This is a genomic window from Hymenobacter baengnokdamensis (assembly GCF_008728635.1).
Taxonomy (GTDB): Bacteria; Bacteroidota; Bacteroidia; order Cytophagales; family Hymenobacteraceae; genus Hymenobacter; species Hymenobacter baengnokdamensis.
Map to the genome: position 1 here is coordinate 514,140 of NZ_CP044285.1, position 20,998 is coordinate 535,137.

The window sequence follows — 20,998 nt, forward strand, 5'->3', positions numbered from 1 at the left end:
GGCACTGCTCGGTTGGGGTGGGCGGTCGGCTTTGGGCCTGGCACCCGAATTGGCAAGCACCTCTAATAGGCACTCTTATCGCATTCAGCTATTCGGCTCAAAAAAGTAGGTTTATATTATAAAGTTCTATTATTTAGAATTCTGCAATACGACTTTTTATCCCCCTCCCTTACCACACCAGCTATTTTTAACCAGTACCTTTGCGGCTCATCAGTAGTTCGCTTTTTAGCTCAATGTGCTTATGAATAAACTTCTTCGCCTGACTTTGGCCCTAGGGCTGCTCTCTGCAAGCAGAGTATCAGGCCAGAATCTGGTAGCTAAACCAGACTTTGGGACGGCGACCAGCGTAGCCGCTGCCCCGGCTGATTTTACCACGCAGCTCACAATGGGTACCCTGGGCTCGTCGGCCGCCGGCCAATACCTGATACTGCCCGACGCCAGTAAATTCAACTCTGGGTTCACCGCTACCGACCATACGGTGGGCAGCAGCCCCGGCGTGCTCATGGCCGTGGATGGACCCAGCAGTGCAACCACGATTGTCTGGCAGCAGACCATTACTGTACAATCCAACCGCACCTATACCTTCTCCTATTGGCAACGTAATCTAAATGCTACTACCCCGGCCAACTTACAGCTCCAATACAAGGGCAATAACGACGCGGTGGCTACTACGGCCGGTACATTTTCCGCAACCGGTACTACCTGGCAGCAAAAGTCCTATACTATCACCACTGGCAGCACCAGCACACAGCTTACGCTGACCCTAACCGACCTCATCACGTCTGCTAATGGCAACGACTTTGGTCTGGATGATATGGCGCTGGTGCAGACGAATACGGGCGGCATTGCCGGCACCGTGTTTGAAGACGTCAACTACGGTGGTGGCGCGGGCCGGCCATTGGCTACGGCTACCAGCTCGGCCGCTGCCTCAGGCTTTACGGCCGCTATTGGGCGGCCGGGTGCCAAAGTTGAGCTGTACAGCTCAACAGGAGTCTTTCTCTTCTCTACCACCACCGATGCAGCCGGCTTCTACAACTTTCCGTCGCCACAGGTAGTAGCCAACACCTCTTACACGGTGCGCGTAGTAAGCGGCAGCGTATCGTCGGCCCGCGCTGGCTATGTCAGCACGCTGCTTCCCATCGTCACTTATTCGGGCGGTATCGCCAACCGGGTGGGCGGCCCCAACCCCGCCCTGCCCGATGCCCCGGCCAACCCCGGTACCACCACGCTGGCTGCGCTTACCAGTTCCAGCCAGGCAGTTCAGGCGTTCAACAGTATAGCCGTGGGAAGCTCCGGCAACGCCACCGGCACCGACTTTGGCTTCAACTTCGACCTTGTTGTGAATACTAAAGCGAGCGGACAAGGCTCGCTGGCTCAGTTTATTGTGAATTCCAATGCCTTAGGCAATGAGAGCACCCTGGCCCAGGCCGGTAGTTACTTCAACCAGGTAGTGGGGGCCGGCACCGTCATTACGCCGCTGCCCGCCGCCACTGAAAGCAGCATCTTTTCTATCCCCGACGGCGCAGCGCACGGCGGCCTGCGGGCCTACGATGGCACCAGCACCGGAGGCCCCGCCAGCCAGCTTACTTCAGGAGTAGCTACTATTGCCCTTACCGCTGCCGCCAACATCCTGCCGGCTCTCACCGGGCCGGCCACCGTTATCAACGGCTGGACGCAGGCAGCCAACACGAGCAATACTAATAATGTAACCCTGGGTGCCGGGACTACCGCCGGGGTAAATGCCGTGGTGCTGCCTCAGCTGAATGCACCGGAAATCCAGCTCAATGGCAATACGCTTATTACGGTTGGGCTCGACCTGACGGGGGCGGGCGAAGGCGTTACCGGGCTGGCCATCTATGGCTTTGGCAATGGGGTAAACTCCGATACTTACGCTAACCTGCGGGTGTCGGCCAATAATGTCACGCTGTTCGGCAATATTATCGGGGCTTCTGCCGCCAGCTTTTCGCTGCCCTCCGGCGGCAATTCGGCTGATGGCGTGCGGGTTACGGCCGGCACCGGCTTACAGGCTATCAACAACCTGATTGGCTTTCATAAGGGCAAGGGCCTCAATACGAGTAGCGGCGTTACGGGGGCTACCATCAGCCTGAACGAAATACGCGGTAACAATCTGCAAGGCAGTACCATTCTGGCCGGCGTGGATGTGGAGGGCAGCAGCTCTACCATCCAAAATAATCTGGTCATCAACAATGCCGGAATCGGCCTGGATGGACTAAGCTCGGCGGGTAGCAACGTCTGGACCGGCAACACGGTGACCAACAACGGCATTGGGAACAGTAGCACAAGTACCACGACCAATGGCAATGCTGGCATACGCATTTATGGCACAGGCAATACCGTTAGTCAGAATTTGATATATAGCAACTATGGCGCAGGTGTTCGCCTCACGCCAAACGTGACGAACACAACAGTTAGTCAAAATTCCATATACAAAAATGGCTCAATAACTTCAGCCAACGGCTCGGCGGCTACCGGAGATATTGGGATTGACCTGCAAATAGTGAATGACAACCAGAATATTGGTGCCACCGCCGGCAACGCCAATGCGCCCTATGTAACCCTGAATGGCTCCGTCACGACGGGTACCAACGCCAACGGGCTCGTCAGGTACCCTATTCTGCAAACTGCCAAACTTAGCGGCACCTCCCTCACAGTGACGGGTATCGCCACTACCGCAAGCACTGTGGAGCTGTTTATTGCTACCCCCAATGCCGTGAGCAGCCCAAGCATGGGCAATAATTTTGGGCAGGGCAGCTCTTATCTGGGCTCGATGGTGATTGGCTCGGGCACTACTACAAGCTACGGGGCAAGTGGCGCTACTATCAATGGCTTTGCGCAGGGCTCGGGCTCGGGCGTGGCGTTTACCCTGACTATTTCGCTCAATGGCCTGACGAGCGACCAGCGTACGGCGTTGAAAACGTCCGGGGGGCTACTTACCAGCACTGCCACGCTCAACACGAGCACCTCGGAGTTTTCGGGTAATGTGCCCATCATGACCAGCCCCACGGCGTATGATGTCGCCAACCTCAAGATTGGGATGAACGCGGCGGCCGCCGTCCTCAACCCCGGCCTGACCGTGCCGCAGGCGGCCGACGACCCCGGTAGCACCATTAGCTCATTTAAGGTGTTCCCGGCCACCAACGGCACCCTGCTTTATAACGGTGCAGCAATTCTATCCACTGGCCAGGTAGTGCTCACGGCTAATACCAACCTGCTGACTTTCCAGCCGACTACCAGCTTTACGGGCACTGCCTCCTTCCCCTTCACCGCTACCAATGCGGCGGGCACTACCAGCACCAACACCGCGACCTACTCTATCCCGGTAGTAAACAGCAACGGCTTTGTAGCCAACGACGACGGCCTCGATGCGCCGCAGAATACCTCTACTGCCGGCAACGTTCTGCTCAACGATGGCAACGCGGGTAACGTAACCAGCTTTACCGTTACGAAATTGGTAGGACCTACCAATGGCACGCTGACCCTCAACGCCGACGGGTCGTACACCTATACACCCAACAACGGCTACCTGGGAGCCGACAGCTTTCAGTACCAGATTTGCCAGACCACCACTACGCCGGCCTGCTCCAACATAGCCACGGTCAGCATCAATGTATTTGACCCCTCGCGGGTATGCAATACGGCCAACGGTTCCAACCTGCTACAAAACCCTGGTTTCGAGACGGGCAACGATGGCTCTTTCACATCAGCCTACACCTTTGTCGCCCGGCCGGCCTCGGCCGTTACGGGTGGCCCAGGCGGCTTGTATCCCGAAAGCACCTATGCCGTTGATGCCGATGCTCATTATTACCACGCCAGCTTTACTGGCCTAGGACGCGGGGGCAGCGGCAACTTTATGATAGTGAACGGCGATGCCAACCAGAGCAAGGTATATGCGCAGGTTGTGAATGTTATACCCAACCGCTACTACAACTTCTCGGGCTATGCCCAGTCGGTAAACCCGCAAAGCCCGGCCGTGCTGGGCTTCGTGATAAACGGTAAGTCGGCCTCGGTTTCGACTACGCTTTCGACCACGGTGGGCCAATACCAGCAGTTTTCAGGAGTATGGTACTCGGGCGCCAACCGCACGGCCACCTTTGAGGTGCGCGATATCAACCGGGCGGCCGGTGGCAACGACTTTGGCCTCGACGACCTGTACTTCGGCACGTGCAGTGTGGATTTGCAGGCCGTAGATGTCAATAACTCGCCCGGCATCTCCTACACGGCCCCGCCCACCAGCATTGCGCCCTTGCAGGCTACGCTTTCCTCCAGCGGCGTATCTATTGCCTCGTTTGTCATGCAGACGGTGCCCACGCTGGGCAGCCTTCGCCTGGGCGGAGCCAATGGGACGACGGTTGTAGCCGGACAGATTATTCCTTATTCTCAGCGCGGGTCTCTGTACTACGTGCCCAACGGCAGCTCAGCCGGCACGGCCTCGTTTAAGTACACGGCTACGGATAGCGAAGGCGCGGGCTCCAGCAACACGGCCACCTACACCATTCCGGTAAGCTCGGGCCCGCTGCCCGTTACGCTCACGGACTTTACGGCCCAGGCTAGTGGCACCAGCGCCCAGCTCTACTGGCACACTGCGAGCGAGCTCAACAATGCCTACTTTACCATTGAGCGCAGCACAACCGGCCTGGGCACCGACTTCGTAGCCCTTGCCCAGGTAGCTGGGCAGGGCACGGTAGCAACAGGCACCAGCTACCAGTTTACCGACCGCAATGCGGCGGCCATGAGCAAGCTGGTCTACTACCGCCTGCGTCAGGTTGATGTAAATGGCACGGCGGCCTACTCGCCGGTGCGGGTGGTGTCATTTGTACCAGATGCCAGCAGCAACCTGACTCTTTATCCCAACCCGGTAGCCAGCCAGGGCACTGCCCTGGATTTGAGCTCCCTGCCTGCTATTACTACCTATCAGGTACGCCTACTCGATGCAACCGGCCGCACTATCCGCCAGTGGGCGCTGGCAGGCGGGCAGCCCCGCCCGCTTGCTGTCAACGACCTGGCCAGTGGCTCCTACCTGGTGCTGGTAAGCGGAACCAAGGCCGATGGCAGTCAACTGCGCCAGGTATTGCACCTGACCAAAGAATAGCCTGCACTGTCTTTTTCCTCCTGAAAAGCCTTCCTGCCGAATGCAGGAAGGCTTTTTTATATTTTTACCAACTTAGTCTGAAGGCTCTGACCAGTTACCAACCCGGCCGGCAACCCGTACTTTGTGCTTTCGCTTTTCTTATGCCTGATTCGGTTTCTTCTTCGCTCACCCACATCAACCCAGCCGGCCAGCCGGCCATGGTCAACGTCGGCGGCAAGGCCATCACGGCCCGCCTGGCCCGCGCCCGCGCCCGGGTGCGCCTCGGGGCCGATATTCTGGCGCTGGTGCAGGCCGGCGATTTGCCCACCCGCAAAGGACCGGTGTTTCAAACGGCCATCCTGGCCGGCGTAATGGCGGCCAAGAAAACCGCTGACCTTATTCCGCTCTGCCACCCGCTCGGGCTCGACGACTGCCAGCTCACTATCGAAGTAGTGCTGCCCGACTCGGTACTGATTGAATGCTCGGCTCGCGTTACGGGCAAGACCGGCGTCGAGATGGAAGCGCTCACCGGCGCCTCCGTGGCGGCCCTTACTATCTATGACATGTGTAAGGCGATGTCGCACGACATCGTGATTGAGCAGGTGCGGCTGGTGGAGAAAACCGGCGGCAAGTCCGACTTTCACCATCTAGGCTAAGGGTAGCGCCCCGCTGGCTACGGGTGAGCGGCTACCCACACGGTACCATCCTCGTACTCCTCTTTTTTCCAGATAGGCACTACCTCTTTCAAGGTATCGATAATGTACTCGCAGGCGGCAAACGAATCGGCGCGGTGCGGCGTCGATACCGCCACCACTACGGCCACATCACCGATTTCGAGGGTGCCGTGGCGGTGCGATACAGCTACCTTGCGCAGCATAGGCCACTTTTCGAGGGCCATTTCGGCCACACGGCGCAGCTGGTGCAGGGCCATGGGTGGGTAGGCTTCGTAGTGCAGGCGCATCACGCGGCGCCCTTCACTGCGGTTGCGCACCGTACCAATGAAGGCGTTAACCGCCCCCGCCTCGTCCGACTCGGCCGCGTGCAGCACCGCCGCCACGTCGATGGGCTGGTCGGTGAGGTCGATAAGTAAAGGAGCAGCAGACTGGTCAGCCATGGCAGAGCGAAGAGCACATGGGCTACTCAATGCAGTAGCGCCACGCTCAAAACATTAAATAAATACTATATTATCCGCCGCTTACGGGCGGAATCAGCGCAATTTCATCGCGCTCGTGCAGCTCCACATTGGCAGCAGCGTATTCATTATTAACCGCTACGGCCAGGCTGCGCAAGCCAGCCAGCGCGGGGTAGGCGGTGCGTAGCTCGGCCAGCAGCCCGGCGGCCGACTGCCCGGCGGGCGCAGTAAGCGTCAGCGACGGCTGCCCCACGATTTCGCGGGCAATTCCAAACAGAGAAACGGTCAGATTCATCGTATCAGTGCGCAATAAGCAGTTTTCCAGCAATTATTTATTGCTCACTAAGGTTATCCGCCAATGGTTGCCATGCTCTCGAAATTGAGCTGGTGCACGGGGCGCAGGCGCTCGGCCTCGAAGCCGTTGGCGGCGCGGTGATAAAAAGCCTGGGCCAGGGCTTCGGCCAGGTCGTTATCGGTTGCGCCGTTGCGCAGCAGCGCCCGCAGGTCGAGCACACCCTGGTCATAGAGGCAGGTTTTGATGCCGCCTTCGGCGGTGAGACGCAGGCGGTTGCAGCTGCCGCAGAACGTGCGCGAGTAAGCCGCGATGATGCCCACGCTGCCCCGGTGGCCGGCAATAGTATACTCGCTGGCCGTGGCTCCCACGGGCATGGGCACCGGCGCCAGCTCCCCCAAATGCGCCTCCAGATGCTGCCGGATGCGGCGGTGGTTCCAGGGCAGCGACTCGGGCGTGGCAATATGGCTGCCGCCGTTAAAGGGCATTTCTTCAATGAACCGCACGTCAACCGGCAGCTCGCGGCTTAGCTCGGCCAGCGGCACCAGGTCCTGGATATTACGCCCATCCATTACTACCGCATTGATTTTCAGCTGAATACCCGCCTCAAGCAGCGCATGCAGCGTGCGCAGCACCTGCGGCAGCTCATCGCGGCGGGTTATCTCAAAAAAGCGCTGGCGGTCGAGGGTGTCGAGGCTTAGGTTAACCGCTTTTATGCCCAGGCGGGCCAGGGCCGGCACGTGGGGTGCCGTAAGCACACCATTGGTAGTCAGGCTGATATCACTGAGACCCGGCAGGGCCGCCAGGCGCTCCATAAACGGCACCAGGTCGCGGCGCACGAAGGGCTCACCGCCGGTAAGGCGCACCTTGCGCACGCCCAGCTGCGTCATTACGCCTACCAGGCGCAGCATTTCCTCATAGCTAAGCAGCTCGTGCTTAGGCAAATAAGTAATACCCTCTTCGGGCATACAGTAAAAACAGCGCAGGTTGCAGCGGTCCGTAACTGCCAGCCGCAGGTATTCAAGCGGCCGGCCGTGGGCGTCGTACAACTGAGGGAAGGATAAGGGTGGCATCAACTCAAATTTACAGCAGTGGAGGGCAGTATACCCAAAGCCTGTACTTGTATCAACAAGCCAGCGCAGCTTCTTGTAGGGCTAATACGAAAATTTGTTGCGTGCCTGCCGCGAATAGTTTGGTAATGCAAACAGCAGGGTCTTACTGGTCAACCAGCAAAACCCTGCTGTCCTCAGGTCTGAGAGCACAGGTCGTAAACTACCTATTGCACAACTTACGGTGCCACTACTAGCTTCCGGACTACTTTGCCAGCAGCAGTTTGCATTGTGCAGTAGTAAATACCCGGCGGTAGGTCAGCAACCGAGACCGACGTTTCGAAGCTGCCAGCCATCGCCCGGTTATCTTCTACTACTTGCTTGACTTCTCGGCCCATAGCATTACTCAAAAACACGCGCACATATCCGGGGGTCGTGGTGGTTATAGCAAAGCGCATGTTGCTCGTAGCCGGATTGGGATACATTAAAAAGGCTTTTTCAGGCAGCCCAACGGCGCTCACTACTACGGGGTCGTTTTTCTTGAGAAGTGTTACGGCCATTACGTATTTAGAGCTGCTGCACGTAGCCTGTACGTCGTTATCAGATGCTTGCGCTAATACCCCGCAGGCAGCCGTCGGAATGCTGCTGAAGGCCGTTACGGTGTTGAGGGTAACCGGGTAGCGTGCTACCAGCAGGACGTTTTGTCGATTAGTTGTTGGCATGCCCGCCACCGGGTTGGGCTTCAGGTTAACCATCAGCTTGACGTACATATTCGTGACGGCGGACGTAAGCGGGGTAGCTGGGTTGTCTGACTGATAGGTGCTGGAGTAGGTAAATACGGAGTTCTTCACGCACGCGGCATCAACGTACTGATTGCGATAAAGCTGCCGTAGCGTACTGCTACCAGTAGTTGGGTCAACGTGTACAGTGTTGCCTTCGTAAGTGCTAAAGTCGCCACTACCGACCGTTGTTGTTTCGTCGCCCTCTGCCACCAGGGTCACCTGGAAATCCTGCACGGTCATACCAGCCGCCGGATTAATTACGTAAGAGATATTCTGCGTCAGCCTGAATTTCTGCACTATTTGCCGCAAGGTATTACCCCGCGTCCCTGATATTACATTTTGGGAGGTAACATCTACTACGGGGCGGTGCAATACGCTGATTACCCCTAGCGCCTCGTTGTAATTGGGAATATCTGACGGACGCGTAACAGTAGAACGATTACCTGGATTAAAAAAATAAGGCGTAACGTATAAATTAGTATCCTGAATGGTACCTGTGGTTTTGGTACTCATCTGGATTGCCAGCGGCTGTAGGGCTATGGGCTGTGGCGTGCTGTCTTCGCCGCCGCCTATAAAAAAATCAAGCAGCCCCACAGCAGCCCCAATATATGGCAATGATGCCAGTCCATTTTGCAGAAAAGTATTTGTCTTTATTACTTTAGCAAAATCATCAATTGCACTTGATGCCCCATCGGCTTTGAGTTTACCTGTAAGCTTATCAACGCTGTCAAAGGATGTGCCCGCCGCATTGATAGCCTTATTCGCGACGTTGAAGAAAGAAGGTCCATTCGCGGTACCCGCTGTAGCGTCCTGTGAGGTAACAATACTGCCGGTAGAAGTTGCCTGCAAAGTGACCGTAGCTTTTTTGATAAGATTTACCTCTATTTGCAAGCGTGAGTCAAACTGACAGATACATGGGTCATAATCCATCGGAAAGTCCGCGACCAGCCATTTCCGGCCATCGTTAAGGTAGCGTGCAACAACCGAGGGCTGACTAATCATTCCCTTTGGGGTTTCGTCTAATGGCACCCCGAGGGCCGACATCCGATTCAGCGTAGCAGCTTTATAATTACCGGCATCACTAAAATTCAGTTTCACTTCGGAAAACTGGAAAGGGGCAAGCTGATTCTGAATAGTAACGAAAACCCTCAATATGCCAAGGTATTTATTATATATGATAACAAAAGGGTTTGACGTAACCAAAGGGTAGCCTGCGTCAGTATAGCCGAGGTCGCGTTTAATTAATTCCCAGCCGTTAATCCCGATATCATTCTTGCCCTGAAACCTGACCATATTAATATTATTAGGCTGCTGCCACGGCAAGTCGAGGTAGGGCGTAGTGTCGACTGAGCTATTCAGCTTATAGAGCGTGCCATTATTGACGCTCGGCTGATAATCGCCCGAGTACCAATTAAACGTGTTGGGGTTGCCATTTGGGTTAGTGGCTCGTGGTGGGTCGGTTTCAATGCCCGCTTGTGGGCACACTTGAGCGGCAGCACGATACCAGACGCACGTAGCTGCTAGCCCCACTGCTAACAGTAGAGAAAAGCGCATATAAAAGAAAAAGAAGGATGAAACGGCTAGCGAATCCGCTTGCCTAAGAAAAATTTATTAACACGTGCCGTACTACCCTGCACGAAATAGCTAATCCGAATGCTGTCACGGCTAGTCAGGTAACCAACCCCATCATCATCTGTACAAAAATTTGGGTTCATATGGATGCTCCGCCAAGCCAAATAGTTACTAAAATTGGCGCGTGTACAACCTTTAGGAATATTACTGATGTAATCGCTGGGTGGGGCTGTAGGGTCTTTCGGATAGAAATAATTCGCTCCCTGGTAAATACGCACCGTGAAGGTGTCGCGCGGCGCATCGGTAGTAGCCCCCTGAAACTTGCCATAAATAGGCGCACGCGGGTCGCGGATTGGCGCCCGCGAATCCTTGAAGGGCACCAGCGTCAGCACTTTCGTCAGCGTATCCACCCCGTCGTCGTGCGGAAAGCAGGCCGTGTTGGGCGGCCGGTGCGCAATCAGGCGCACGCGGATAGGCCCGGTCGTGACGTCGTCGAAACTCAGCGAAAATTGCTGCACGTTGCGCGTGTTGAGCGACGAGCCCACCTGCCAGTCCCAGGCCGTGTAGGGGGCACCTGGTCCGGCAAACGTAACGACTTGATTGTTATAGGTAGTATCGGGGGTGGGGGTGCCCGGGTATTCTAAAAACTGGAACGTGAGCGGCTTCAACTGCATCCCCTGGCACGGATTGGGCGGGTTATCGTGGTGTCGGCAACTGCTTACTGCCAGCAAACAGCCACCGCTCACTAGCAGCAACTTAACGCAAGAGTTTAACATAGTTTACAGCGTGGAAAAAGGAAGTTTTACTAGCTTATCTAATGCGCAGCAACTATTAGTACGCAACACAGTAAAAAAGCATATTATATTCCAAATATCATTTCCCCCTCATGACGCTCGCATGAATTTTCACTAAGTGACCGTGTTAGCAGTAAAATAACCTCTTTGCACTACCAGACCAATGCAGGGGTTCCGCCCCTAGCTGGCCGCTGGCGACTGGTAACGATGATGCACTCCCCCGGCTTTGCACACAATGCCCAACTGGCTTTGGCAGACGTTAATAGCCCTCCAGGCCGCCACTCAGGGTTTGCACGTTGGCGTAGCCCAACTCCTGCAGTAGCGCCACGGCCTGGGCGCTGCGTATCCCGCTCTGGCAATACACTACTACCGGGCGCTGGCGCGGCACCTCGGCAGCGCGGGCGGCCAGCTCGGGCAGGGGCAGCAGCACAGCACCGGGCAGGTGGCGGCGCTGAAACTCCAGCGGCCCGCGCACATCGAGTAGCAGCGGCGGCTCGGCGGCGGCCAGCTGCTGCCGTAGCTCGCTGGCGCTCAGGCTAGCAACAACTTGTGCCGGAGCGCAGCTGGCGTCAATGTAATCAGCCGGGTTAGCCGTGTCGAGATTAAGCTGGCTTTGCACAGGGTCGCGCTGAAAGCGCAGCGTGCGAGTCTGAAAGCTGAGCGTATCCAATAGCCAGAGACGGCCGCTGAGCACGTCGCCCAGGCCCAGCACTACTTTCAGCGCCTCGGTAGCCTGTACCGTGCCGATGAGGCCGGGCAGCACATTGAGCACGCCGGTCGTGTTGCAGTCGGGCGCTTCGGCCGCGCTGGGCGGCTCGGGAAAAAGGCAGCGGTAAGTAGGGCCGCCTGCATAGTTAAACACCGATACCTGCCCCTCAAACTTGTAGATGGCCCCCGACACCAGCGGCCGGCCCAGACTCACGCAGGCATCGTTGAGCAGGTAGCGGGTCGGGAAGTTATCGGAGCCGTCGACTACCACATCGTACTGCGCCACCAGGTCGCGCACGTTGGCCGGACTTACGCGCACGGGATGCAACACATAGGTATTCAGCTCATTAATCCGACGCAGGGCGCGGACCGCGGCTTCTACTTTGAGCTGGCCTACGTCGTTGGGGCCGTAGAGAATCTGGCGCGGCAGGTTGGTTAGCTCCACCTGGTCGGCGTCGGCCAGGCCCAGCGTGCCTACGCCCGCCGCCGCCAGGTATTGCAGCACAGGGCAGCCCAGGCCGCCCGCGCCTACCACCAAGACCCGCGCCTGGCGCAGGCGCGCCTGCCCGGCTTCGCCGATTTCGGCTAGCTGGAGGTGGCGGCGGTAGCGCTGGCGCTCGGCAGGAGAAAACATAGCGAGGAAGTATAGAATAAAAAATCGCGCCTTAACTATCGGTGGTCTGCCTTCCCGCCGGTCAGGGCGCAGTAGTTACAGGCCGTACATCACCGTTAGGTAATACAGCCCGCCCACGCTCGGGCCGCCCAGGTACGATACATAGTATTTATTCAATACATTACTCGCGCCTAGTTTTAGCCGCACCTGAGCGGTCGGAATATAGTAGCTCACCTGCGCATCAAGGGTACTGTAGGCGGGTACGTCGCCATTGACAAGGAAGGTTTGGGAATAATACCCGACCTGGTGCCGAAAGTTCAGCCCGAAGCCGGCATTTTGATAAGCGTTCTCGTTGGCGAAGCTCAGGTTATACATCCAGCGCGGGGTATTGAAGCCGTCTTCGAGGCCATCGCCGTTTTCGGTGCGGTCGAGGCGGGTGTAGGTTGTGTTAGCTCCGGCCAGGTAGCCGGCGCCCAGCTCGTAGCGCAGCCCGGCCGAGCCACCGTAGTTGTACACCTGGCTTTGGGAGTTGGTCCAGAGCCGGTAGCGCGCCTGCGTGGCGCTGCTGCTGAGCGCCGTAGCAATGGTAGTAAGGTCGGTGCCGGTAGTGAGCGCTGTGCCGCTGGCCGTAAGCGGCACGTAGGCTTCGACCTGAGCGATGAAATCGCGGTACGAATTATAGTAAAAATCGACATCCACCAGTAGCCTGCCACCCGGCCCTAAGGCCGCCTTGTAGCCCATTTCGAGCGAGCGGATATACTCGGGCCGCAGGTAGGTGTAGGGGTTTTTCACCAGTAAGCTTTGATTGGCGGCAATGGCCTGAGCCCGCGTCTGGGCCGGCGTACCGTTGATGCCGGCCGTCACTTTCGCATTAAACGCGTCGATGCTGCTGCGCAGGTAGCTGTTCTCAAATACGCCGTCCGACATCACGCGCAAGCCGCCAATGCGCTTTACCTGGCCGCTGTTCACGTTCGAGAACCCCTCAAACAAGCTTGGAAAGCGGTAGCCGCTCTGGTAGCTGAGCCGGAAATTCTGGCGCGGCGTGGGCGAGTACACCGCCGTGAAGCGCGGGTTGAATTTTACGTCAAAATCGTCGTTTTTATCGACCCGCAGCGTGGCCGTAAGGCGCAGCTTTTCCTGCAAAAGCCGGCCGCCAACCTGCACGAAGCCCCCGGTTTTGGAATATAGCAAATCGTCGTGCAGCGGGTCTTTGCCGGGGTTCGGATTAATGAAATAGTTGCCATCGGGCACTACGATGTAGGTACGGTGGTCGGCCCCGGCCAGCAGGTCGAGGTTAGCCGGCAGGGCCGTGCCGCCGCGCCGGATGGCCTCGGCAATGTTTACCTGCGCTTCGGCGTGGGCCAGGCTGGCCCGCACGCGCAGGGCCGCCCCCACGTCCCAGTTATTGATATCCTGAAGCTGGGCCAGCTTTTGATTAAAGGCGTCGGTGCCGGGCTGAAGGCGGCCGGCATCGGCCGCGGCCCGGGCAGCCGCGTGCGCGGCGGCTACCGACTGCCCACCCGCCACGGCCGCGTTCCAGGCGTTGGTATAGTCGGCATACCAGGGCGTATCGGCCTTGTAGCTGCGGTCGAGGTTCTCGCCCATCGAGCGCAGGTTGTAGCTCTGGCCAGTATTTTCTTCGGTGAGGTAGGCGCGGGCCTGCACCACGGGCGTGGTCAGGGTGAGGGCGTGCTGCTGCAGGCGGTAGCCTTGCAGCCGGAAGCGGTTCGAGCGCTGATACACGTTGTCGAAACCCGCCACGCGGTAGGTATAAGCCAGCTCCACGCCCGGCCGGAAGCGGTAGTGCACCGCGGCGTCGGCCTTGAGCGTCTTGAGATTGTAGTCGACGAGGTCGCGCTCGTCGTAGCCGGTGCGGGCCACCGAATAGCTTTTGCCGCCCAGCGTAATGCTCTTGCGGTCCGACGACTCGTTGCCGTAGCGGTTCACCTGGTCCTGGGCCGGGTTATCGGCCCCAAACAGGCCCGTCGTGGCATTGCCGTTGGGGTTGATGTCGGTCTGGTCGTTGGCTACCCAGTCGTAGCCGCGCAGGTAAGTGCCATTTACTTTAAAAGCCAGCTTGTCGGGTATCAGCACTTTGGCGTAGCGCAAGCTGGTTTCCGAATACAGCTTTTCGGTGGTTGCGCCCTGCCCAAACGTTTTGACATTCGGGTCGCTGAGGTGGTTGAGACCCGTTTGCTGGCGCAGGCTCAGGCCCTCCGAGTTAAATGGACTTTTGGTTTGAAAATTTGCCAGGCCGTTAATCGCATTCAGCCCATACAGGGCGGCGGCCGTGCCGGGCACCACCTCCACGCTCTGAATATCGAGGTCGCTCGGCCCCAGCACGTTGCCAATTGGCCCGCCGATGTGCGGCGCCTGGTTATCCACCCCATCCACGAGCTGGGCAAAGCGCACGTTGGTGGTGTTGGTGAAGCCCCGCGCATTTATCACCTTGAAGCCCAGGCTGGGGGTAATGACCTGCACGCCCTTCAGATTTTCGATGGCATCGAAAAACGAGGGGGCCGCCGACAGCCGAATGGCGCGGGCGTTGAGCTTTTCTACCGTCACGGGCGACTGCAAAAAGCTTTCCTCCACCCGGGAAGCCGAGACCACGACCTCGTTGAGGCTGGTGCGCAGCGTATCGGCAGGGGCCGGGTGGCGCGGCGGCTTCGGCGCCTGGGCGGCCGCCGGATGGGCCAGGGCCGCAGCACAGGCCCCCAAGCCGCACAGGATGCGTAGCTTTTGTTTCATTTATTGTATTTAGTTTTAACTATATCTTACTGGACACTCACTACGCGCAGGCCAGTGAGCTGGCGCACCCAGCGGGCGGGCTTTTTTTCCAGCGGCACAATGAGCTGGTAGGGGCCATCGGGCGCGGGCAGGGGCTGGCCATCGCGCTGGTCGGCCAGCAGAATAGTCTGGGGCGAGAAATCGGCGTCGATTTCCGGCAGGGCAAATACCGCCCGGTAGCCGTCGGCAGCAGTAGCCAGCACGGCCTCGGCCAGCACCGCCCCGTGAATGGCCTTGCCGGCCGGCGCGCCCGCCAGGTGCAGCACGTCGGCCAGCGCCACCCCGCGGTACAGGTGCTTTTTACCATCCTTATCGGTAGTAGCCTGCTCGTGGCGGGGCAGCGCGGCCAGGTCGGCGGCGCTGAAGGTGCGGGGCGTAGCCACCAGCCCCTCGACCCGAAGCGTAGCGGGCCCGGCCTGCGCGCAAGCGGCCGGGTGCAAGCCAGCAACGCTCATTGCTAATACTGCTGTGGGCAGCCAGCAGCGGCGGCCAATAGAAAAAAGTAGCATGTGCCGAATAGTCGAAAGCGTTATATTTTGACAAATATAACGGCGACCCCGGCTGAAAGTTCGGGCTCTTAACGGGTCTTTAATGGTAGAGGCGAGCGGTTTCGTCGGCCAGAAACTGCGCAAACCGCGCCTGCATAGCCCGAAACCCGGCGATGGCCTGCTCGCCGGCCGGCGTGAGGCTGGCGCCGCCGCCGTGGGCCCCGCCCGCGTGCGCACCCACCAGCGGCTGTCGGGCCTGGGCATTCATCGAACTCACTAAGTCCCAGGCTTTTTTGTACGACATGCCCATTTCCTTGGCCGCCTTCGAGATGGAGCCGGTGGCTTGAATGCGCTCCAGCAGCTCAAGCCGGCCAATGCCGAGGAAACGGTCGGCCGGGCCCTCTATCCAGAGGCGGCCGCTGGCGCGGAAGGCTTGATTTTCAGCAAAAAGCTCGTGCATAGAAAAATTCAGAAGGCGCGTGGCAGGTACCAGCGATGCCTTAAAAATAGCTCATCCACTGCCAAGCCGCCGCGAACATAACCTTCGGTATGCGTTGGGCAGTATAGGGGGCAGCGCCTGACCTGGCAAACTATCTTTTTAGGGTAATCTTCTATGGAATATGATGTGTTGGTAGTGGGCGCGGGCAGCGCCGGACTGAGTGCGGCCCTCACCCTGGCGCGCTGCCGCCGCCGGGTGCTGGTAGCCGATGGCGGTGCGCCGCGCAATGCGCCCTCGGGCGGCGTACATGGCTTTCTCACCCACGACGGCATCCGGCCGGCCGAGCTGCTACGCATTGCGCGCGCGCAGCTTACTCCCTACCCTAGTGTGGAGCTGCGGGAGCTGAAGATAACGTCGGTTGTACGCGAAGGGCCGGTTTTTCGGGCGGCGGGCACCACTGGCCAGGGCCACGCCTGGGCCGGCACTGCCCGGCGCGTGCTGCTGGCCACCGGCGTCGAGGATTTGCTGCCGCCGCTGCCCGGCTTTCGGGAGCTTTGGGGCACGAGCGTATTACACTGCCCCTACTGCCACGGCTACGAAGTGCGCGACCAGCCGCTGGCCGTGTATGGCCAGGGCAAAACGGTACTGGGGCTGGCCCTGCTACTCACCAACTGGAGCCGCGATTTGGTAGTTGTTACCGACGGGCCCAGCCGCATCACGGAGCACGGGCGGCGGCGGCTGCTGCGCCAGGGCATCAGCGTGCGCGAAGAGCCGCTGGCCCGGCTGGTGGGCGGGCCCAGGGGGTCGCTCCGCTGCGTTGAGTTTGCCGACGGCTCTTTTCTCGAGCGTACGGCTCTGTTTATGCACGCTCCTCAGGAGCAGCGCAGCCCGCTGGCGGCCGAGCTGGGCGCACGCCTCACCAGCAAAGGCGCCGTATGGGTCGATAAAAATGCCCAGACTACCGTGCCGGGCGTGTACGCGGCCGGCGATATGGTGCCCGGCCAGCAGCAGGCGATGCTGGCCGCCGCCGAAGGCAACAAAGCGGGCATTTGCCTCAACGAGGCACTCACCCGCGAAGATGTACACCGCCCCAAACCGACCCGATGCTAGTAGCCTGCTCAGCCGGCCAGCCAGGCGTAGGCCGCGGCTTCATCGGTGAAGGTCGCAATCTGGCAGTCGGTGGTAGTGGCCGATACAATGGCCATCACCGGCTGAGCCGCCCGCAGCGGCGATACCAGGAAGGCCAGGCGCACGGCTTCGCCGTAACGGCCGCGCAGCCCCGGCGCAAACTCGGTGCTGAACCAGGTATTGACCGTGGGCTCGGTGAGGTCTTCGCGGCGGCGCAGGTCGAGCAGCCAGCGGCCGCAGCTCACTGCGTCGGCGGTAGCCAGCAGCGACTCGTACCCGGCCCGCAGCTCGGTGGGCGTTACGGCGCGCTGCCAGCGGGCAATAACCACTGGCAGGTCGGGGCGGTGCAGCAGGTCGAGGCCGTGGTTGGTCATAAGGTGGCAGGCAGCCGGCAAGCCCGGCCTGCCTGCAAGATAAGCTACTTTCCTCTACCCTGAACCATACTTTTGTGCCATGCAGTAGTTAATACTGCTTCTATTTTAGACGTAAGTTGCCCATGAGCCCTAGTGTGCCCCCCGCGGCCCCGCACGACCCGTACGCCGCCCTGCGCATCCCCGATTTTCGGCGCCTGATTACAGCCCGCATCCTGTTTACCATCGCCACCCAGATTCAGGGCGTAGTAGTAAGCTGGCAGATTTTTCAGCTCACCAAAGACCCGCTCGCCCTGGGCCTGGTAGGGCTGGCCGAAGCTATTCCAAGCATAGGGGTTTCACTATATGCCGGGCACGTAGTCGATTCGGTGCGGCGCAAGCGCATTATTGTGCCGGCCGTGGCAGTGCTGTTTCTATGCGCCGTCACGCTGTTCTGGCTTTCGCACCCGGCGCAGGCCAGCGTGCTCAACCACGGGCGGCTGCACCTGACGGCCTTCGATGCTACGGTAGTGTGGCCGCTGTACCTGGTTATTTTCGTGAGTGGCATTGCCCGCGGCTTCCTGGGGCCGGCCGTGTTTTCGTTTATGCCCCAGCTGCTGCCCGACCGTGGCCTGCTGGCCAATGCCGTTACGTGGAACTCTACTACCTGGCAGGCCGGCGCGGTGCTGGGCCCAGCTATTGGCGGCCTGCTGTTTGCGCACCTGGGTATCGAGTTTGCCTACGGCGTCGATACAGTAATGGAAGGCCTGGCCCTATTATTCTTTATCAGCATCGGCAGCCGCGAGCTGCCCGTTATTGAGGGCGTGCGCCTGCGCCTAAGCGAGAGCATTATGAGCGGTATCAAGTTCATTTTCAGCAATCAGATTGTGCTATCGGCCTTGTCGCTGGATATGTTTGCGGTACTTTTCGGCGGGGCAGTGGCGCTGCTACCCATTTTCGCTTCCGAAATACTGAAAGCTGGTCCCGATGCCCTGGGCTATCTGCGGGCGGCTCCCTCGGTTGGCTCGGTGCTGATGGCGGTGTGGCTCACTTTTTCGCCGCTCAAAAAGAATGCGGGCCGCAAGCTGCTGTGGGCCGTGGGCGGCTTCGGGCTGGCAACCATCGGCTTTGCCTTATCAAAAAATCTGTATTTATCGCTTTTCCTGCTGTTCCTGACGGGCGTCTTCGATTCGGTTTCGGTAATCGTGCGCTCCACGCTTATCCATACTTACACGCCGGAATATATGAAAGGCCGGGTGTCGGCAGTAAACAACATCTTTATCGGCTCCAGCAACGAAATTGGCAGCTTCGAGAGCGGAGCGGCGGCCAAGCTCATGGGAACGGTGCCCAGCGTAATATTCGGCGGAATGATGACCATGCTGGTGGTTGGCGTTACGGCCTGGCGCGCCGATAAGCTCCGCAACCTGGAAATGGGCGCCGGTAAGAAGTAGGCCCGGTCCGCCTATACTGTCACTGGTGTGCGGGTCTTTTTCGGCTGCTTGCGGCGCGTGCGGTTCAGCCACAGCAGCACGCCCGTTATCGGAAACGTGAGGCTGCACAAGACCACAACCAGCGCGAGGGCTTTGGTCCAAGCGCCCCCGATTTCGCCGGTGTGCAGGAGCTTGGCCAGCCGCCGCAGCTGGGCACCGGCCGACTGCCGGCTGTAGAGGTGCTGCCCCAGCGCGGCCCCGGTAGTGCGGTCTGCAAACAAGGTATCGAGGCCCGCCGCACGCCAGGGCAAGGTGCTCGGCGCGCTTATGCAGATAGCGGCTGCCGAATCTTTGGGAGCACCCACGCGCCAGAATTCGGCGGTGCGATATACTTGCTGGCCCGTGCGCAGCGCCGCATCATAAGCCAGCGTGCGCGGGCGGCCCGGCAAGGCCGACCGGGGAGCGGCAATACCGACCGTGGGCCGGGTGCCCGTGAGGCGAAATAAACCCTCCGCTGCCCAGCGATACGACATAATAACCCCGGTCAGCGCCAGGCCAAACAAAAACGGCGCGCAGTAAAAGCCCAGCACTACGTGCAGGTCGTGCGTGATGCGCTTGCCGCTGCCGCTCCACCTGATGCGCAGGCGGCCCGTGAGCAAAGCCCAGGTTTTGGGCCACCACAGCACTACGCCCGTAGCCGTAATAACCAGGATAAATAGTGCCGAGAGGCCCGTTACGGTCTTCCCTACCTCGCCCGCCAGCAGGCGGCGGTGCAGGTCTTCTGCTACTTTAAATATGCCGCGGTCCTGCCTGTCGAGCAGGCCTACTACCTGGCCGGTGTACGGATTCAGAAAGGCCGTATTACCCCGCTCGGGGCGGCCCTTGGGCTTGTCGACTCCAGCGCTGCGTGGGGCAGCGCTTTTGTGGCGGAAGCCACGCCCTTCGGCCGGCTGCGTATCATCAGGCCGGGCGGGTGTTTCCCGATAAGTCAGCTCGACAGTACGGGCCGGGTCGGCATACACCCTGAAGCCCAATAGCTTACTCTTTGGCTTGAGCTGCCGAAGGTGGTCGGCCAGCACGGCCAGCGACTGGCGCGGCTGGGCAGCCGGCACCGCCACTGTATAGCGACCCGCATAAAGGGCATGGGTTAGCTCGTCCTCAAAAACCAGAACTGCCCCCGTAAGACACTGCACCAAAAAGACCAGCCCCGCCGCAAAAGCCAGGTACAAGTGCACCCGCCGAAAAAATACTTTCATGATGGTAAAAACGAATTCGGCCGCAATTTAGAATGATTTTAAATAAAAATTATCATTAAGCTCCCTATTCGTTTGAAGCAGCTACTCTCAGCTGCCTATCAGTCGCAGTGCACGTAGGGCCGCAGCTTTACAAAGCTTTCTTCCTTTAGAATCTTGATTTGCCTTAGGTCATCGGGAGTACCGAAAGCGCCGTGCTGCTTGCGATAGGCCACAATGAGCCGGGCCAGCGGCTTGCCTACGTAAGGGTGCGGCCATAGCTCATCGAAGGTGCCCGAGTTGATATGAACCGGCCGGGGCACAAAGCCAGCGGCTACGAAGGTGTACTTGCGCAGACTATCCACCAGGTCGGGCGCGTCACGCAGCACGAATACTTCATCCAGCTGGCTTGCCGTCAGGTAGCCGCCCAGCTCGTCGCGGCGCTTTACTATCCACCGGGCGCGGCCGGGGCCGATGCCTTTTATCTGCATCAGCTGAGTGGTATCGGCCAGGTTGAGGTCGAAGGGCTGCAGATGCGCCGGCTTGCGCGCAAACCGGCTCGGAAATCCGGTCTTATCACTAAACGCCGATGAGCGGGCGGCGTAGCCGGCAGGAGCCGGCAGTTCGGCCGGTAGCTGCATAAACGGCTGCAGCCGCTGATACACCGAATCGGGCAGCCCATAGATGCGTTGTATCTGGGCTTTGGCGCGAAAGCCGCCGGCTTTCTGCCCGTACGCAACGATGCGACCAGCCACGAAATGCGGGACGCCCCGCGCCTCCCAGCCTTCCGCCGTGAGCGCGTTGGGGTCGAAAGGAGCTAGCGCTACCTGCGGCACGGCCGGGTAGCGCGCACTCCGCGCCGGATAGCGGGCCGCATACGTACGCGCACTGGCCGCCCGGCCCGAATCGAGCCGGGTCGCCAGTGCGCGTCCCCACTCATCGAGCTGGCGCTGGTCGGCGGCCGGCAGGTAAATGGGGGCGGTAGGGCGTAGTAATACGGGCAGCACCGCCACCGCCAGCGCCCCCAACAGCAGCAGCACAAAACCGCGGGTTTCAGCCCGCGAAAAGCCGAAGTAGCGCCGCATCCAGCGCCAGAAAATGAACTGCTTGATT

16 protein-coding genes are annotated in these 20,998 nt (G+C 59.4%); 4 read left to right on the forward strand and 12 right to left on the reverse strand.

The window, feature by feature from the left end; all coding sequences use genetic code 11:
* The first annotated feature begins 241 nt into the window (after window positions 1–241).
* Both F6X24_RS02130 and moaC read left to right on the forward strand, forming a co-directional pair.
* Entirely contained in the window at window positions 242–5,110 is a 4,869-nt protein-coding gene (locus F6X24_RS02130) for an Ig-like domain-containing protein (RefSeq protein WP_151086192.1), read from the forward strand.
* Between the two features lie 140 nt (window positions 5,111–5,250).
* Window positions 5,251–5,745 carry a cyclic pyranopterin monophosphate synthase MoaC gene (moaC, locus tag F6X24_RS02135; RefSeq protein ID WP_151086194.1) on the forward strand — a complete coding sequence of 165 codons (495 nt, stop codon included), beginning with the start codon at window positions 5,251–5,253 and terminating at the stop codon, window positions 5,743–5,745.
* A gap of 17 nt (window positions 5,746–5,762) precedes the next feature.
* On the opposite strand, the gene F6X24_RS02140 is transcribed toward moaC, so the two are convergent.
* The 9 genes from F6X24_RS02140 to F6X24_RS02180 form a co-directional block, all read right to left on the reverse strand.
* Window positions 5,763–6,203 carry a molybdenum cofactor biosynthesis protein MoaE gene (locus F6X24_RS02140; protein WP_151086196.1) on the reverse strand — a complete coding sequence of 147 codons (441 nt, stop codon included), beginning with the start codon at window positions 6,201–6,203 and terminating at the stop codon, window positions 5,763–5,765.
* A 70-nt stretch (window positions 6,204–6,273) separates the two neighbouring features.
* The gene (locus F6X24_RS02145) at window positions 6,274–6,516 is read right to left on the reverse strand and encodes a MoaD/ThiS family protein (protein WP_151086197.1); all 243 of its coding nucleotides are present in this window, start codon (window positions 6,514–6,516) and stop codon (window positions 6,274–6,276) included.
* Between the two features lie 53 nt (window positions 6,517–6,569).
* A complete protein-coding gene (gene moaA, locus F6X24_RS02150) occupies window positions 6,570–7,586 on the reverse strand; it encodes a GTP 3',8-cyclase MoaA (RefSeq protein ID WP_151086199.1) in 1,017 nt (338 codons plus the stop codon).
* A gap of 215 nt (window positions 7,587–7,801) precedes the next feature.
* Window positions 7,802–9,898, reverse strand: a complete 2,097-nt coding sequence (locus F6X24_RS02155; RefSeq protein ID WP_151086201.1) for a T9SS type A sorting domain-containing protein — start codon at window positions 9,896–9,898, stop codon at window positions 7,802–7,804.
* A 26-nt stretch (window positions 9,899–9,924) separates the two neighbouring features.
* Entirely contained in the window at window positions 9,925–10,692 is a 768-nt protein-coding gene (locus F6X24_RS02160) for a hypothetical protein (RefSeq protein ID WP_151086202.1), read from the reverse strand.
* 277 nt (window positions 10,693–10,969) lie between these two features.
* Entirely contained in the window at window positions 10,970–12,052 is a 1,083-nt protein-coding gene (gene moeB, locus F6X24_RS02165; protein ID WP_151086204.1) for a molybdopterin-synthase adenylyltransferase MoeB, read from the reverse strand.
* 75 nt (window positions 12,053–12,127) lie between these two features.
* Window positions 12,128–14,779, reverse strand: coding sequence for a TonB-dependent receptor (locus tag F6X24_RS02170; RefSeq protein ID WP_151086206.1), 2,652 nt, complete (start codon window positions 14,777–14,779; stop codon window positions 12,128–12,130).
* Between the two features lie 26 nt (window positions 14,780–14,805).
* Entirely contained in the window at window positions 14,806–15,273 is a 468-nt protein-coding gene (locus tag F6X24_RS02175; RefSeq protein WP_151086207.1) for a molybdopterin-dependent oxidoreductase, read from the reverse strand.
* A gap of 133 nt (window positions 15,274–15,406) precedes the next feature.
* Window positions 15,407–15,766 (reverse strand): winged helix-turn-helix domain-containing protein, encoded by a 360-nt coding sequence (locus tag F6X24_RS02180; protein ID WP_151086209.1) that lies wholly within the window; start codon window positions 15,764–15,766, stop codon window positions 15,407–15,409.
* A gap of 153 nt (window positions 15,767–15,919) precedes the next feature.
* On the opposite strand from F6X24_RS02180, the gene F6X24_RS02185 reads away from it, so the two are divergent.
* Window positions 15,920–16,855, forward strand: coding sequence for an NAD(P)/FAD-dependent oxidoreductase (locus tag F6X24_RS02185; RefSeq protein WP_151086210.1), 936 nt, complete (start codon window positions 15,920–15,922; stop codon window positions 16,853–16,855).
* Between the two features lie 8 nt (window positions 16,856–16,863).
* On the opposite strand, the gene F6X24_RS02190 is transcribed toward F6X24_RS02185, so the two are convergent.
* Window positions 16,864–17,247 (reverse strand): hypothetical protein, encoded by a 384-nt coding sequence (locus tag F6X24_RS02190; RefSeq protein WP_151086212.1) that lies wholly within the window; start codon window positions 17,245–17,247, stop codon window positions 16,864–16,866.
* 122 nt (window positions 17,248–17,369) lie between these two features.
* Here F6X24_RS02190 and F6X24_RS02195 point away from each other — a divergent pair, with 122 nt between their 5' ends.
* Window positions 17,370–18,674, forward strand: a complete 1,305-nt coding sequence (locus F6X24_RS02195; protein ID WP_151086214.1) for an MFS transporter — start codon at window positions 17,370–17,372, stop codon at window positions 18,672–18,674.
* 11 nt (window positions 18,675–18,685) lie between these two features.
* Here F6X24_RS02195 and F6X24_RS02200 read toward each other — a convergent pair whose 3' ends face one another.
* Together F6X24_RS02200 and F6X24_RS02205 are read right to left on the reverse strand one after the other, a co-directional pair.
* On the reverse strand, window positions 18,686–19,909 hold the full coding sequence (locus tag F6X24_RS02200) for a PepSY-associated TM helix domain-containing protein (protein ID WP_151086216.1): 1,224 nt from the start codon (window positions 19,907–19,909) through the stop codon (window positions 18,686–18,688).
* 98 nt (window positions 19,910–20,007) lie between these two features.
* Complete coding sequence (locus tag F6X24_RS02205; protein WP_151086217.1) at window positions 20,008–20,970, reverse strand: ComEA family DNA-binding protein; 963 nt, start codon at window positions 20,968–20,970, stop codon at window positions 20,008–20,010.
* Window positions 20,971–20,998: the final 28 nt, after the last annotated feature.